The 14935-nt window shown below is 49.2% G+C and carries 11 protein-coding genes, 2 pseudogenes and 1 other annotated feature; of the genes and pseudogenes, 8 read left to right on the top strand and 5 right to left on the bottom strand.

Going from position 1 to position 14935, the window contains the following annotated elements; genetic code table 11:
- Window positions 1-138 precede the first annotated feature (138 nt).
- Window positions 139-260: a sequence feature (Phe leader region), on the top strand.
- A gap of 38 nt (window positions 261-298) precedes the next feature.
- Window positions 299-1471, top strand: a complete 1173-nt coding sequence (pheA, locus tag AB5Y90_RS17950) for a prephenate dehydratase (RefSeq protein WP_368167445.1) — start codon at window positions 299-301, stop codon at window positions 1469-1471.
- 77 nt (window positions 1472-1548) lie between these two features.
- Here pheA and AB5Y90_RS17945 read toward each other — a convergent pair whose 3' ends face one another.
- Window positions 1549-1974 carry an LPP20 family lipoprotein gene (locus AB5Y90_RS17945; protein WP_005349622.1) on the bottom strand — a complete coding sequence of 142 codons (426 nt, stop codon included), beginning with the start codon at window positions 1972-1974 and terminating at the stop codon, window positions 1549-1551.
- A gap of 10 nt (window positions 1975-1984) precedes the next feature.
- Window positions 1985-2605 carry a FlgO family outer membrane protein gene (locus AB5Y90_RS17940; RefSeq protein ID WP_005338718.1) on the bottom strand — a complete coding sequence of 207 codons (621 nt, stop codon included), beginning with the start codon at window positions 2603-2605 and terminating at the stop codon, window positions 1985-1987.
- Between the two features lie 206 nt (window positions 2606-2811).
- Between AB5Y90_RS17940 and AB5Y90_RS17935 the strand changes: the two genes are divergently transcribed.
- The 3 genes from AB5Y90_RS17935 to AB5Y90_RS17925 all read left to right on the top strand — a co-directional run bounded on the left by AB5Y90_RS17935 (window position 2812) and on the right by AB5Y90_RS17925 (window position 6534).
- Window positions 2812-3966 carry a flagellar assembly protein FlgT gene (locus tag AB5Y90_RS17935; RefSeq protein WP_368167443.1) on the top strand — a complete coding sequence of 385 codons (1155 nt, stop codon included), beginning with the start codon at window positions 2812-2814 and terminating at the stop codon, window positions 3964-3966.
- Window positions 3967-4312: 346 nt separating this feature from the next.
- Window positions 4313-5854 carry a tyrosine-type recombinase/integrase gene (locus AB5Y90_RS17930; protein ID WP_139473999.1) on the top strand — a complete coding sequence of 514 codons (1542 nt, stop codon included), beginning with the start codon at window positions 4313-4315 and terminating at the stop codon, window positions 5852-5854.
- A 227-nt stretch (window positions 5855-6081) separates the two neighbouring features.
- Window positions 6082-6534: an antitoxin Xre/MbcA/ParS toxin-binding domain-containing protein gene (locus AB5Y90_RS17925; RefSeq protein WP_139474000.1), complete on the top strand. Its 453-nt coding sequence runs from the start codon at window positions 6082-6084 to the stop codon at window positions 6532-6534.
- Window positions 6535-6998: 464 nt separating this feature from the next.
- Here the strand turns inward: AB5Y90_RS17925 and AB5Y90_RS17920 are convergent, their stop codons facing one another.
- Window positions 6999-8129, bottom strand: a complete 1131-nt coding sequence (locus AB5Y90_RS17920; RefSeq protein ID WP_368167441.1) for a hypothetical protein — start codon at window positions 8127-8129, stop codon at window positions 6999-7001.
- A 186-nt stretch (window positions 8130-8315) separates the two neighbouring features.
- On the opposite strand from AB5Y90_RS17920, the pseudogene AB5Y90_RS17915 reads away from it, so the two are divergent.
- A pseudogene (locus tag AB5Y90_RS17915) lies at window positions 8316-8732 on the top strand (transposase); the annotation flags it as partial.
- A gap of 476 nt (window positions 8733-9208) precedes the next feature.
- A complete protein-coding gene (locus AB5Y90_RS17910) occupies window positions 9209-11065 on the top strand; it encodes a metallophosphoesterase (protein WP_100654370.1) in 1857 nt (618 codons plus the stop codon).
- A 206-nt stretch (window positions 11066-11271) separates the two neighbouring features.
- Here AB5Y90_RS17910 and AB5Y90_RS17905 read toward each other — a convergent pair.
- Both AB5Y90_RS17905 and AB5Y90_RS17900 read right to left on the bottom strand, forming a co-directional pair.
- Window positions 11272-11617: pseudogene (locus AB5Y90_RS17905) on the bottom strand (IS66 family transposase); the annotation flags it as partial.
- A gap of 306 nt (window positions 11618-11923) precedes the next feature.
- The gene (locus AB5Y90_RS17900; RefSeq protein ID WP_368167439.1) at window positions 11924-12082 is read right to left on the bottom strand and encodes a PT domain-containing protein; all 159 of its coding nucleotides are present in this window, start codon (window positions 12080-12082) and stop codon (window positions 11924-11926) included.
- 149 nt (window positions 12083-12231) lie between these two features.
- On the opposite strand from AB5Y90_RS17900, the gene AB5Y90_RS17895 reads away from it, so the two are divergent.
- Window positions 12232-13272: an IS481-like element ISAs19 family transposase gene (locus AB5Y90_RS17895; protein WP_100654372.1), complete on the top strand. Its 1041-nt coding sequence runs from the start codon at window positions 12232-12234 to the stop codon at window positions 13270-13272.
- Between the two features lie 245 nt (window positions 13273-13517).
- Window positions 13518-14935: methyl-accepting chemotaxis protein (locus AB5Y90_RS17890; RefSeq protein WP_368167437.1), on the top strand; the 1418-nt coding region annotated here is incomplete at its 3' end.

Here is a 14935-nt window from a genome sequence, read left to right as displayed (position 1 = left end):
AAAAACAGAGTCAATAGAACATCGCTCATACGCCATTTTCTTAACCGGATACCCTGCCCCCATCCCCGCCCGCGGGCAAGTTTTACTTGCATCAGGCCGACAAATCCCTTAATGGTTATGACGTTACTTCAAGGACACACCTATGCACGCACCATTCTTCTTTGCTTTCTCGTTTATCCGGCCCGCTTGAGGGAAGGCCTGTCGTCGTGTGAACAGAAAGCAAAGACGAATCGAGCCTCCCCTAGCGGAGGCTTTTTTTTGCATTAATATCAATCGATTACTTGGATAGGGAACAATCATGGCAACGCTCGACGAGATCAGACAAGACATCACCCGGTTGGATCAGGAGCTGCTTGCCCTGCTGGCGAAACGCAAGACCCTCAGCATCGAGGTCGCCCGTGCCAAGCAAGCCAACCCGCGCCCCATTCGTGACCACCAGCGGGAGCAGGAGCTGCTGGTTGCCCTGATCCAGAAAGGACGCGTGCTTGGGTTGGATGCCCAGTACATCACCCGCATCTATCACACCATCATCGAAGACTCTGTGCTCTCCCAGCAGGCCTATCTGCAGAGCCTGCTCAACCCGGAGCAGCAGGAGCCGATGACCAGCGTCGCCTACCTTGGGCCGCGCGGTTCCTACTCCAGCCTGGCCGCACGCAAATATCTGGCGCGCTTCAAGGATCAGGTGATCGAGGTGAACTGCCAGAACTTCCGCGAAGTGCTGGATGCGGTGGAGTCAGGCCGCGCCGCCTTCGGCGTGCTGCCCATCGAGAACACCAGCTCTGGCTCCATCAACGAAGTCTATGATGTGATGCAGCACACCAGCCTCTCCATCGTCGGCGAGCTAACCTACCCCATCGAGCACTGCATCCTCACCGCCGTGCCGACCGAGCTGAGTCGCATCAAAGCCTTCTATGCCCACCCGCAGGTGTTCCAGCAGTGCTCCCACTATCTGAGCAAATTGGAAGGGGCACGCCACGAGATCTGCGACTCCTCCTCCAGTGCCATGATGAAGGTGAAAGAACTGGCCAGCTCGGAGGCCGCCGCCATCGGCAGCGCCGCCGGTGGTGAACTGTATGGTCTGGACGTGCTGGCCGAGCAGCTCGCCAACCAGAAAGAGAACTACAGCCGCTTCATCGTGGTGGCGCGAAAGCCCATCGACGTGGCGCCGCAGATCCCGGCCAAGACCACCCTCATCATGTCCACCTCCCAGAAGCCGGGTTCGCTGGTCGAGGCGCTGCTGGTACTGCGCAACCACGAGATCAACATGACCAAGCTGGAGTCCCGTCCGGTGCAGGGCAACCCGTGGGAAGAGATGTTCTATCTCGATGTCTCCGCCAACCTGCAGACCCCGGCGATGCAGGCCGCACTGGTGGAGCTGACCAAGATCACCCGCTATATCAAGGTGCTTGGCTGCTACCCGAGCGAGGATGTGAAACCCACCGCAGTGCCGCCGGTGCTGATGGGGAGCTAACCAGCCCACAACGACAAAAGGCGAGCACCCTGCTCGCCTTTTGTTTTGATGCCGGTTTTCACGGCAAGCCCATCAACTCAGAACTGACCGGCCATCAGCTGGTTGATGTTGTAGAGGGCACGGGTATCGAGCTCCATCTCGGTGGCATAGGTGTTGCCGCGCGGATAGGAGGCAACCACCCGGGCACCACGCACCACACCAGCGACCGACACATCCAGCGAGTTGGAGGTCTGGGTCAGGTCACGGTAGCTGCTCTGACCGCGCACCTGCTGACCATTGAGCTGCTCTGCCAGCTCGCGATAAGCATCCATCTTGGAAGCGCGAATGGCTTGCAGCATCTTCTCCGACTGGGAAGGGCCAGGCTGGATGTCGATCACCGCATACCCCACCGCCTTGAGCACCGGAAAATCATCGGGCTTGCCACCCTGGGTGTAATCCACCACCCGGTTGTAGCTGCAACCGGTGAGCAAGAGTGCCAACAGGCAACCAAACAGGATCTTCATGACTCGCTCCTCACGGGGTCAGGTTGACCAGATGACCGCCCGGCCGGGCCTGACTGTCACGCATCAGATAACCGCGATTGATCGATGCCCGACCAAACGAGTTGTTGGCACCGAACAGATATTTTTGCGGGATCAGGCTCTGGGCTGTGGTCTCCACCATCTTGGTGCGCATGTCGATAACGCGGGCGTTGACCAGGATCCCCTTGCTATTGCGGCTGAAGGTGCCGACCAGAATGCGGGAGATCGGCAAACGGGAAGAGAGCTCCTTATAGTTGCGGCTCAGCACGAAGTCCCCCTGCGGCGTCACCTTGATGCTACCGGTCAGCTTGAAGTCCACCACCACCTCGCCGCGGCGGTTGAGCTCGTAGATAAAGCTCTCCTCAATCTGCTGCCCCATCCAGTTGGTATCCTGCAGGGTGTCGAGATCGACGAAAGAGGCCACCGCGATGGGCTCGGTCAGGGTGGTCAGCGATTTGCGCTCCATCAGCTGATCGGTCATGCGCGCCACCAGCCAGTTGAGTTCCATCCCCTGCGCCGCCTGGCGGGGGTCACCCTGATCCCGATTGATAGGGTCGGAGCCACACCCGGTCAATGCCAGGGCAAGCGCCAACGCCGTGATGAGTTTGTTCATGGATACCTTTCCTGTATCTGCACCTGACTTATTATCGGACGCGCCGGACAAAGCTTGAGCCGGGAATGAGGCATGATTCTTGCTTTTTAATGGACATCGTCAGCGCCAACGTGCGCTGCCACTTGGAACATGTTGTGATCCATGTCGGCCAGCAGGCGCCATTTCCTCAACATGGCTCGGCGGCCCGCCAACTCAAGGTATCTGCTATGAAATTACCGCTGCTGTTGACCCTGCTGCTGGCCAGCCTGAGCGCCCGAGCCGAGATTATCGAAGCGCAGGGCAGCGCCGCCATTCTGGGGGGCGATGAGGTCTATGCCCGCGAGCAGGCGACCCGCGACGCCCTGCGTCAGGCGCTGCTGGCCAGCGGCGCCGCAGTCTCCAGCGTGCAGCGTCTGGAAAATGGCAGCCTGCGATCCGAGCAGATCCAGATCCGCTCCGGCGGCGACATTCGCCAGTACCGCCTCAAACGGGAAGAGGTGCGCAATGGCCGCATGTATATCACCCTGGTGGCCGACATTCAGGCCGAACGCCAGATCTGCCAGACCCAGCACTTCGCCAAGGATTTGACACTGGTCAGGCTGCGCCTGCGCTACCCTGATCAGGCCAGCTACGGCGCCATGGACGACATGCCGGAAAACCTCTCGCGCCGGCTGTTCGAAACCCTCGCCAACGCCCCGCAAGGAGTCGCGGTGCGCCAATGGCTGGACGAAAACCTGCGCATCGACCCGCTTCATCTGCAACAAGGGGATCGCAGTGCCCTCGAAGAGATCAAGGCCCTCAGCCTGCGTACCGACAGCCAGTATCTGGTGCTCGGCAGCATCGACGATCTCTCCATCGAGCCGCAGGGCAACCAGCTGACCAGCTGGTATGAGGATCCCGTACGCAACTTTCGCATGCAGCTCTACCTGTTTGACGGCATCAATGGCAGCCTGGTCAACCGCAAGGTCTACGAAGGGCGCGCTACCTGGACCTTTGGCAAGCGGGAACAGGTGGGCAGCAGCAGCGGCCAGTTCTGGCAGTCAAGTTACGGCCAGGAGGTCAACTACCAGTTGCAGCAGGCGGCTCAGGATCTGGTAGCCCAGCTCACCTGCGCCCCGGTCACCGCAAGAGTGGTCGGCCAGAACGAACGCGGCCCCTACATCAATCTGGGACGGCGCAACGGCGTCAAGCTTGGCGACCAGTTCCGCATCCAGCACAACGCCGACTTCATCGACCCCTACGGCAAGTCGCGCATGATGCGCAACCCGGCCGATGGCCTGTTCGAAGTGGTGCAGGTATTCGACGATGGCGCCATCATCAGCAGCCAGAACAAATATTCGCCGTTTAACATACAGAATGGGGATTTGGCAGTATTGGAATAAGAATCAAGGGTTTAAAAGGGAGTTGCTTCTTGTATAATGCCCGCCACACAGCTCCCGTAGCTCAGCAGGATAGAGCGGTCCCCTCCTAAGGGATCTTTATTGCTTAAAAATCTATCTAAACAGGCCGTTATAAGATTTTTTAAATATTAGGAATTATAAATATTTCCTTTAAAAACATAGCTTTATAGCTCAAAAAGCATTCATAAACAACCGAGCTGCTTGTTTTGTGAGCGGCGCAATCGATGCCTGTTTTGCGCTATTTAAGAGCTATTCACGCCACTCAACTCTACTTTTGCGCTATTTTGCCGCTATAATGTCTCAATAGAACATTTTTCGGTGGTACCCAATGGCTCCCAAAAATCCGGCTACATCCATACGCAAAGAAGAGTTCGATCTTAAGACGCTGCTCCAGGGTCACCCTGCGGCCATAATTAAAGGGAAATTCTCATTTACCTTTAAAGACCAGTACATAGATAGTCTTCCATTTATTAATGATAAAAATAAATGTGTTGAATTAACGCACTATAGTTCTGACGATGAAAAATATAATGAAAAGAACAAACCAAGATTAAAACTAAGAATCGGAAACAGTGTTAAGACATTCTATATTGTTTACGATAAAAATCGGAGGCAGAAAATTGGCAATTGGACGCCTCGCACTAAAAGTGGACATTACCAAAAAGGGTTTTTTAGCGTTACACAGGCTAAGGAAGAGTTTAAGAGATTAGTTAGTGATGCTGAAAAGATTAATCCAGAAAAGTGGAAATATCAGTCTTTTACATTGAGAACATATCTTTTAGAGCATTATAAAAACGACCGTGAAAATAAATCAAACAAGAGAAATTCATTAAGCCCTGTTACCGACAAAACAATAAGGGAAATCTCATCTGCCTTTGAACCATGGTTAGACCTAAAGCTATCTGAATTTAATGAAGATCATCCAGTAATATTCAAAAAGTATTGGCAGAACAAAGAAACGCCAATAACATCAGAAACAATGAGGAAATACTATTCCTTATTAAACAGCTTGTTTAATATGTGTGTTACGTGCACCTATTTACCAAAGAATAAAATTGATAGGCATATTTTTCTGTTCCCAAGAAACCCTAAGAGGCCTGTCACAACATATACTGACCCCACAAATGAAGTAGTGGAATTTATTTTTAATGAAGACACTCCAGGTGGTGGGGATTCCAAGATCATAGTTGCAACCATGTTCCTATGCGGGGCAAGAAACTCTGAAATATATAGAAACACAAGCAACAATTTTAATATTAATGATAGAACCATACGTATTCCTGAGCACATTAGTAAAAACAAGGCTGCACGCATTGTTGCTATTGAGTCAGACTCATACTGGAATTATGTAGCGAAATACAAAATTCTAAAAAGCTTGAGTGATCGAGAGGGTGAGTTAATGTTTCCTTGTTGTCGCGACGCAAAGGCCCCCCATGTAACTTCGAGCCTTTATCAGAAAACTTGGCAGGCAGTTAAAAAAGAGTTTAATTTTCCTAAGATAGGCCGACTATATGATGCCAGACATACTTTTGCCAAAAAAGCACTAGAAAGCGGAGTGCCTATTCAAGATTTATCTAAGATCACTGGACACAGCCTCGAAACGTTGATGAATTACTATATTGACAACAATATCAGCCAAGCTACAAGAGAAAAGTTAAGGAGTGCAACCAATTCTAATGCAGCTATAAAGGTGCAACAGGAAACGAATTTCCCTCCATCTGTTAATAGCTTATATGAAAGCTATGTTAGGAGATGTATAAAGAAGAATATAAAAGATGAACTCTCTACTTTCGTACAAGAAATGAAAGATTTGGGTGACCAAAACCAACTAAATGCAGAGCAAATTTTTTGGCTTAAAGAAATGCTGTAGCTTGAATATAAAGCCTTTACTTTCTTGAAATGGATTTGCTGAATGAGGCCATATTTCTAGGTATAGGCCATGAACATGATTCAGTTCGTTCATTTGCTAATGGAGGGGGCGGGTGCCCTCCATATCAGCAACATCAACAATTATAACCAGTGAGGTAACTGTCAGAAAATCTGAACATGGAGTACGATGATGAGAACAAATCATTGTCAATACTGGAACAGTAAAATATGTCACTTTCAGTTTATCAACCCAGTACGCAGGCTAGTTCAGCCCACACCCTTATGACGACTCTCAACATCCCTCAAGATCCACTGAGTGCACATCTCTGGATCGTAGCTGGCGTAGCTCCTGGCATCATTCATCGACTAGCTGAATTGATGAACACAGACTCAGGTTTGATATGCCGCTTAGCAGGCATTAGCCGGAGCACTGTTGCTCGCAAGCTGAGGATTGAGGCTCCCCTATCAATCTCGCAGGGTGCCAGGGTATACGGCGTTGTACAGGCACTCGAAGCTGTTCTCTTCCTCCACAGAAACAATACCGCCAGAGCATTGTCATGGTTACATCGCCCAGCTTGGGGCTTAGGTGGTAAACGGCCAGCAGAGGTGCTGTCGACAGCTTTAGGGGCTCAGGCAGTAATAGTACTTGTAGGACGAATCCAACATGGGGTGTGCACCTAGAGCGAGGTAGCTGATAGGCTAACCCCCCCTTAAGAACGCTTCAAAAATAACCAACCTCATCTTTTTTCGAACTTTTTTCATTTACCCCACTTGAAAAAATCGAAAAACTGTCCATTTACTATTATTGAGAACAATTAAAAAATTTAAGAATTTCAACATTCCGCTGCTTCGCAGCGAAGATAATCCAGATTTTTAATTCCTTCGAGCTAGCTTTCCTTAAAGGAAGAAAATTGCACTTACAATAAGAAATTACTAGAATATAGTGTGTCAACACTCATCTTTTGAGTGAATTATCTTTTATTAAAGTAATTAGCACACCTAACTCAGCAAGATCTAAATGTAGTGCGTGAGAGGCAATGATTATTTTCACGTTTTAACACGCCTCTCACACTGTCGACAGCTGTCGATTACAAATAAAAACTCAACACAAAAGATAAAAAATATCTTTTCTAGTTAATTCCGCCTTAGTCATATGAGCCGTGATCTTCAAATACGATTCCATCATCAAAATGTTCTTGACATAGCTTATCTACGACTCGCTGAGCCTTGTGATGCAAGACCATCTCTAGAGCTGGTAATGTCAGTGCAGGAAAAGTCTGCCCTTGGATAGTGAATGTATGCTTGTCACTACCCGCATGCATATCATAAGTTGTGGATGTATCGACCTCATTTAGGAGATCATACCCAATACTCTCTGCAAGAAGTACCCATATCCAACAACGATATAAGTCTTCCTTTTCATAGTTGCTAATCAACTTGTGCATTGCGTTAATAGACCCTTGTAATGCAGCTCTAATCCACCAGTAATATGCATGTTGCATATACCCAGCATCTTCGCATTTGACTGCTACATTTTCATGATACGTGTAGTCTTTTAATTCATTTGCATATAAAGAAACATCAAGCCGATAGGTTGACAATAACTCTATAGCCTCTATGTCAAATCTCATAGCTGATTTTTTCAAGTGCTGGAGCCAAAGCGAGTATCGTTCTCTATCATTATCAACTAATCCGCCTACATCTGTATCATTAAACTCACCAGCCAGTTTATAAAACTCTTGATGAAGCTCGTATTGTGGGAACGATGAAGCATTTCGGTCTGCAAATGCACTTAACTGGACCAACCCCTGGTGTACTAATGGCGAGTTAAATTCATTCTGTTTAAACATACTCATTAATTCCCCAGCATAATGGTCTGAGGAGCTAAAGCGGCTAGCAGTAGTCGAATTAGGAGGAATTTGATTACTCTTAATATAAAGCTGAGTAATGTAATCGTCGTTTAGGCGATTCCTCAAAATCTCTTTTACGCGTAGGCTTATAATACCCGCCTGCACTAACAATGTGGCCAACTTCTGAGCGATAAGCTCAGGAATACTAATACCCAGAATATTAGCTCTAGCCTCAATTGCACTTACATCCAACGCAACCTGCCATTTCGTATTACTGAGCAGAATCGCATCAGCTTGCAATGACGCGTAAGTACTGTAGCCATAGGCCGCAGCAATCATCTCGTAGATATGACTACGTTTGAGGGAGATGCCTAGTACATCTTTGAGCTCAAGTTGGGTTGTGTGGACGAACGCTTTGATGGTCATGATCCAATCTCCTAGTCCTACCCTGGGGTATACATCGCACGTTTAATCCATCCAAGGTGAGGATTTGAGGTTGAGATCATGTGGCTTGAGAGTAGTAACCATTTTGACTCGTGCGAAAGTCTGGCTGGTCAGCCGCGACAAATCATATCCGAATTGACAGAACAGTCCAAGAGAATCATGGACTACGGGCGTAGCCAGTTCTACACCGATCAGATCATCGTCACTTTCCTGATGGTTAAGGGGATTTTCAACCTCACTATGCGGGCTACTCAGGGACTATACGACTCCCTGTTAGAGCTGATGAATGTGCCACTGTTCACAACGGGTATAGCTATGTCAGCAGGCTAGCACGCACGGTGACGGTGGCTTATCGACAAGCCGCATTACCGTCTTGGTTATCGACTCAACCGGGTTGAAGGTGTTTGGTGAAGGCGAGTAGAAGATCAGAAAACATGGTGGAGAGTCTGGCGCAAGTTGCATCTGGCAGTAGACCCGGTGACCCACGATATCGTGACGGCGGAAGTCTCGTTGGAAAATGTCCATGATGCCGAGGTGTTGCCCACCTTGCTCAACCCTCTGCGGCGGCGCAAGCTGGGGCGTATCAAACACCTAATGCACTCCCCATGAGACAACTCCTTGCAACCCCAGCAGGGGCAATCAACAGGCGGATAGTAAGAAACCACGAACAGGCGGAGCAGTTTCAGTCCTGACACTGGAGGGGGCTCGGGAGAATTGCCGCTGTGCTGGTTGAAGCGATCCTCCAACTCAGTAATACGGCCTGGCAGCTTATTTATGAACTCGTCGGTCTGCTCGAGGGCCAGAGAGTTAACTGCCTGTGTCGGATGCTTTATGGTCATGCCAGAAAGCAATACGGGAGGGACCATCTGCAAGCAGAATACGCCGCCTTCCCAATATTGTTACTTTTTCCATCGTCGCTAATTACAAAGCTGACTGTGAGCTGAATGTAACTCATATTTATCGGCAGTTATAAACACGCTACTCCACTGTGTAATAAAAACTTAAGATTGCAGTCTTATTCTCGCACTCACCAAACCAAAATTAATCATCAATGAGTAATTATGTTGCATTTTAAAAAACTAGCATTGAGTGTTGTAGTTAGCTCCATTTTATTAGCAGGCTGTAATGACAATCACAGTCAAACTGACCAATATATTGACAGCGAAAATGTTCAAACATTAAAGATTTCGATTGTTACCGATACACATCTATATGATGGTAGTATGGGGGATGATATTAATGGCGAGATGTTTCAAGCCGCTATTAGTAGCGACCGCAAGGCGTTTTTGCAAAGTCAAGAATTACTTGATCATGCAATTCAAGAAATGATTAAAAACGGTACCAACGTTATTTTAGTACCAGGTGATTTGACCAAGGATGGGGAACGAATTAACCATAAAAAAGTACGTACAAGCTTGCAGCGTGCTAGAGAACAAGGAATCAAAGTCTATGTGGTGCCGGGTAACCACGATATGAATAACCCCTATGGTTATAAAGAATCCCTGACCCAAACCCTGACCGCCAAAGGAGCTGTCTATCTGGAAGGAAATGAGCAGAATGTTGTCCCTGGCAGCATGGCGCCGCATATGACTAACACCACTGGCGAACCTATGTTTATGGAGAACTGGGATAATTTCTACCAAGATTTTGGTTTTAATGAAGCCATTGCCCGAGACCCTAACTCTTTCTCCTTTGTTGCCGAACCAACAGAGGGCGTGCGAATCCTCGCAATAGACTCCATTACCTCCTCCATCAAAGATGTGCAACAGCACTGGCAAGCTAATAGTCCGGATTATAGTAAAACTGGCGGATCTCTGCTGACGCCTGAGCGTTTGAGCACTCTGGAGTGGATTAAACAGCAGGCACAGGAAGCCAAAGATCAAGGAAAGATATTGCTGGCAATGAACCATGCTGGTGTTATTGAACATTTCCCTAGCAAGAGTGCTTTAATCCCTGGTTATGTCATCGATGGTGAAAAAACCTCATTTCATGATAGTATCGATGTACCCACCTATATAGAAGAATTTACCAACACATACACTGGTAAGAAGAGCAAAACCCTCTATACCAGCACCAGTGAGTATATATCAAAAATCTTGGCGCAAGCAGGTGTGAACATTGTGTTTACTGGTCACTTCCACGCTAATGATATTACCAAACGTCAATATGAGGATGGTAGTTGGATCTATGATATTCAAACAGGTGCCTCAGTGAGCTATCCCGCACCTTATCGCTCGGTATTGGTCGATATTAAAAACAAATTGATAACCACAGATGTTGACAACACAACGGTTATGGAATCAGTTCCTGATGCAAATTTAGTTGGTTTGGTCGATGGTTTGAGCCAAAATATTTTCGCGGCACTCGGTGTTGATATTGATGGACCATTGCTGGAGATCCTTGACAATTCACTAACAAAAAAACCTGTGGCCAAAACCATGCTGGATGTCTATAAGCGTGAGAATTGCCAAAAATTTATCTGTCAAGATTCGGAATGGCAACCCCTGTTTGAAGCAGATGTGTTAGCTGATTCAGGGCTTACCTGGAATGAGCTGTATAAGACAACCCTCAGCCAGTTGATCGGTGCGGTGCTCAAAGCCCATTACCATGGTGATGAAGAGAACTCAGAACAAATCGATGATAAAATGCGCTTTGTTTTAAACTGGGCTCGTGAATATGGCCAAAAACATAATGTTAGCAAACAGGAATTGGCAGACGAAGTCACCAAACTCAAGACTTTGACGCTTTCCCAAGAGTGGGACCCTAGCAAGGATCTCAGCAACCTCCTTGGCGATAAAATGCTGGCGCCAATTTATGGCCTACTAGGTACCGTCGGTGAAGGGATTATCTATGATCCGGTACCAGACCTGAATATCCAGATTGACATGACAAACGGCCAATTTGAAAACCTAAAATAATTAGGCCTATCGTACCAGCCGAACCGCTCCCCCTTATGGTGAGCGGTTTTTTTATTAACTGTGGCCATCAAACACAATGCATAAGTGTAATACTCATTATTAATCTGCTATTTGGACACAACACTGATGTCCATACTACCTATTTATGCCGAACTACTCTTCCTACTATTTGTCTTGCTGAACATTCGTATAATCCACACCCACCTTCATGTTAATCGTTCACCGACCGGGGCTTGACGCACACACTCGACAGATATGGGGTAATCCATTTCTCGATGCAGACACGGACGACAACGCGCAGCATCTCCTGAGGACAACGCCCCACTCGCTTGGCCAGCTCCACCAATGACAGTATTCGCTGGCGAAACAACTCCCCACGATGTGAGTATACCCCGCAGCCCCCTTTGTGCTTCAGCACATAGCCACGCCTAGCGAGCGCCCGGCCTCATTGTTGAGCAGCGGAATATCGTCATCGATCATAAACCGCCAAAGCATCTCATCATCCTTGATGAACAACTCGCAGCGGCCACGATAGCACTTGGGGCATAACATGGCCTATGACCACTATAAACTATTATTATCTACCCAATTGTAGGGTAAGATACATTCATACAGTCCGTGTTCAGCATTTTGATATAAAATGTCCGACCACTTTATACTAGATGTACCACATAGTTAGCTCAGTGAGAACTACAGACTTGAACAAAAATCCGCATGTATCAAATAAATTCGCTAAAGCTATAACCATATATCATACAGCATTATATATTTTTGCAATGATTATTATTGGGTCGACCTCTGGTTGAACTGATTATTACATTTAGATAATGTTACTCCATTGAAACATTGGTGATTACTTTACAAATTCCAACAACCTAAAAACAGGTTACACAATAACTTACTATATATAATTTCAGTCAATGAATGGTTGGTTGGTTGGTTGGTTGGTTGGTTGGTTGGTTGGTTGGTTGGTTGGTTGGTTGGTTGGTTGGTTGGTTGGTTGGTTGGTATAGGCAACCTATTGAACTTTGATAATTCAAAATTTTTTAAATACAGTCTGTATGGAGATGGTATTCACCTGACAGTTGCCCACAAAAGGGAGTGGTCATACGGCTTCAAACCGGATAACAAAACGGTACCCCTACCGTGTTATCTGGAGTCACCATATGACCACCAACGAGAAAGTAGCACGTCATAAACTCAGCCTGCTAGAGCTCGCCAAAGAGCTCAATAACGTCAGAAAAGCCTGCAAGCTCATCGGCTACAGCCGCCAGCAGTTCTACGAGATTCGCCGTAACTACCAGACCTATGGCGCCGAGGGCTTGCTCGACAAACTCCCCGGCTGTAAAGGCGCTCATCCCAACCGGGTCGCTCCCGAGATTGAGCAAGCCATCCTCGATTACTCTCTCACCAGACCAACCCATGGCCCGCTGCGGGTCGCGCAAGAACTGGCTCTGCAAGGCATCAACGTCAGTGCGGGCGGTGTGCGTGGCGTGTGGCAACGTCACGACTTGCTCTCCAAGCATGACCGCTTGTTGCGCCTCGAGAAAACCCATAGGGAACAGACGATTGAGCTCAATGACGAGCAGATCCGCCTGCTCGAGCGCTTCAGCCCCGAGTTTCGCGAACGCCAAATTGAGGTTCACTACACCGGGGAACTGGTGGCGGTCGACACCTTCTTCGTCGGCGCACTCAAAGGGGTTGGCAAGGTGTATCTGCAAACCGTGCTGGACTGCTACAGCCGCCACGCCTGGGGACGGCTCTACACCAGCAAGCTGCCGGTGACCTCGGTTCATGTGCTCAACGAAACGGTCCTGCCGTTCTTCGAAGCCCATGAGGCTCGGGTCTATACCATCTTGTCGAACAACGGGCGCGAGTTCTGTGGGCGCCCTGACCATCATCCCTACGAGCTGTTCCTGCAACTGGAGGGGATTGAGCACCGGACCACCAAGGTACGCAGACCGCAGAGCAACGGCTTTATCGAGCGGCTACATCGTACCCTGCTGGATGAACACTTCCGTATCAAGGGGAGGACAACCTGGTATGAGTCGGTAGAGCAGATGCAGACAGACCTGGATAGCTACCTGGAGCACTACAACATCCAGCGGCCACATCAGGGCAGGATGATGGAAGGACAGACTCCCTACAGCATGTTCAAAAAGGGTCTGAAATTGATACCGAAGGAAGTGCGCACTAAAGTAGCGTAAACAAGACACCGGTTTGAGGCCGGTGTCAGGTGATAACTAGATCTGTACAGCTCCGCTCAGTTCACTTGTCGCCTGACAGGGGATCTCCTGTTGGGACTTGCCCATCTGACTCTCTAGGTTGGTTGAGTCAGAGGATCAGCTCCCCGGATTCGCTGAAAATTTCGGATTTAGTCAATAACCCACTAAAATTCCACAATAATTAAATTTTTTCCTACACTCAGACTAACGCTCACAGGGATGTCACTATGAACTTATCCATTAAAAACAAGCTGGTCTTGGCTATCGGGATCATCATCCTGGTGATCACCGGCCTGCAAGTCTGGTACAACACCTCACAACTGCGCACTGAAACCCAGAGACTGGTCTGGAGCATCATTGACGAAAGCTCCATGGCCAACGTCAAGGGTATCTCCAACTGGGTCGATGCCCGCATCAGCATGGTCAGTACCACCAAGGAAGCATTCACCAAAGAAGATGAACCCATCAGCCATCTGGCCCAAGCCATGAATGCCGGTGGCTTTGAGGGGGTCTATGCCGGTACTGCTGACGGCAAGATGCTCGAGAGTACCCCCTCCGGCCTGCCAGCCGATTATGACCCCCGTCAACGCACCTGGTACAAGGATGCAGTTGCCGCCGGTAAACTGGTCATCACTGCGCCCTACGCCGATGTCTCTAACGGCAGTTTGATCGTCACCATCGCCGAGCCATTCCAGCGTGGCAACACCCAGGGGGTTATCGCCGGAGATGTCTCTATCAGCGCCCTTATCTCGGATATTCTGACGGTCACTACCGAGGGGACTTACGCCATTCTGGTCGACAGCAACGGCACCATCATCGCCCACCCCGATGCCTCCCTGAGTCTGAAACCCGCCACAACGCTAGCCCCCGAGTTGACCGCGTCTTACATCAATCAGATCGCTCATGACGGTACGATCAACGAGCTGGTGATCAGCGGTAAGAAAGAGGTCTTTGACTTTAACGCGATCCCCAACACCAATTGGTATTACGGCATGATGGTGGATGACGAAACCGCTTACCAGTCGGTACGCCGCATGGTCACCTCCTCACTTATTCAGGGACTTATCACCATATTGATCGTGGCTGGCTTCTCCTATGTCGCCATCAACGGCTCGCTGGCCCCTCTGAAAACCCTGGGCGAAGCGATTGCCGATCTCTCCCGTGGCAACGGCGATCTCACTCGCCGCATCAAGATTGAACGTGAGGATGAAGTAGGCGCGGTTGCCAAACACGTCAACACCTTCATCGAGCGGATCCATGTGATGGTGCAGGATATCTCCAACTCCTCCGGCCAGCTCAACCAGCAGGCCAAGTCCTCCCACAGCATGGCGGAGAAGGCCAATCAGGGGCTGGCACGCCAGCAAAACGAGATCTCCCAGATCGCCACTGCGGTACACGAGATGTCAGCCACCGCAGTCGAGGTCGCCAGCAACGCCGAGCAGACCGCCGAAGCGGCCCGCAGCTCCTCCAGCAGTTGCGAGCATGGCAAGCAGGTGATCGCCCGCAACCAGCGCTCCATCACCGATCTGGCCACCCAGGTGGAACAGGCCTCCAACATCATTCAGGAACTGGAGAAAAACGCTCAGGAGATCAACACCATCCTCTCCACCATTCAGGGCATCGCCGAGCAGACCAACCTGCTGGC

The organism is Aeromonas sp. R4-1 (genome assembly GCF_040908325.1).
In the GTDB taxonomy this organism is placed as follows: domain Bacteria; phylum Pseudomonadota; class Gammaproteobacteria; order Enterobacterales; family Aeromonadaceae; genus Aeromonas; species Aeromonas veronii.
This window is presented reverse-complemented; position numbering and strand designations above follow the sequence as displayed.

Excerpts from the sequence above, each read along its gene's own strand:
- AB5Y90_RS17935 (WP_368167443.1), top strand. The coding sequence starts at position 2,812 with ATGAAATTACCGCTGCTGTTGACCCTGCTGCTGGCCAGCCTGAGCGCC.
- AB5Y90_RS17895 (WP_100654372.1), top strand. The coding sequence starts at position 12,232 with ATGACCACCAACGAGAAAGTAGCACGTCATAAACTCAGCCTGCTAGAG.
- AB5Y90_RS17930 (WP_139473999.1), top strand. The coding sequence starts at position 4,313 with ATGGCTCCCAAAAATCCGGCTACATCCATACGCAAAGAAGAGTTCGAT.
- pheA (WP_368167445.1), top strand. The coding sequence starts at position 299 with ATGGCAACGCTCGACGAGATCAGACAAGACATCACCCGGTTGGATCAG.
- AB5Y90_RS17910 (WP_100654370.1), top strand. The coding sequence starts at position 9,209 with ATGTTGCATTTTAAAAAACTAGCATTGAGTGTTGTAGTTAGCTCCATT.
- AB5Y90_RS17940 (WP_005338718.1), bottom strand. The coding sequence starts at position 2,605 with ATGAACAAACTCATCACGGCGTTGGCGCTTGCCCTGGCATTGACCGGG.
- AB5Y90_RS17920 (WP_368167441.1), bottom strand. The coding sequence starts at position 8,129 with ATGACCATCAAAGCGTTCGTCCACACAACCCAACTTGAGCTCAAAGAT.
- AB5Y90_RS17945 (WP_005349622.1), bottom strand. The coding sequence starts at position 1,974 with ATGAAGATCCTGTTTGGTTGCCTGTTGGCACTCTTGCTCACCGGTTGC.
- AB5Y90_RS17925 (WP_139474000.1), top strand. The coding sequence starts at position 6,082 with ATGTCACTTTCAGTTTATCAACCCAGTACGCAGGCTAGTTCAGCCCAC.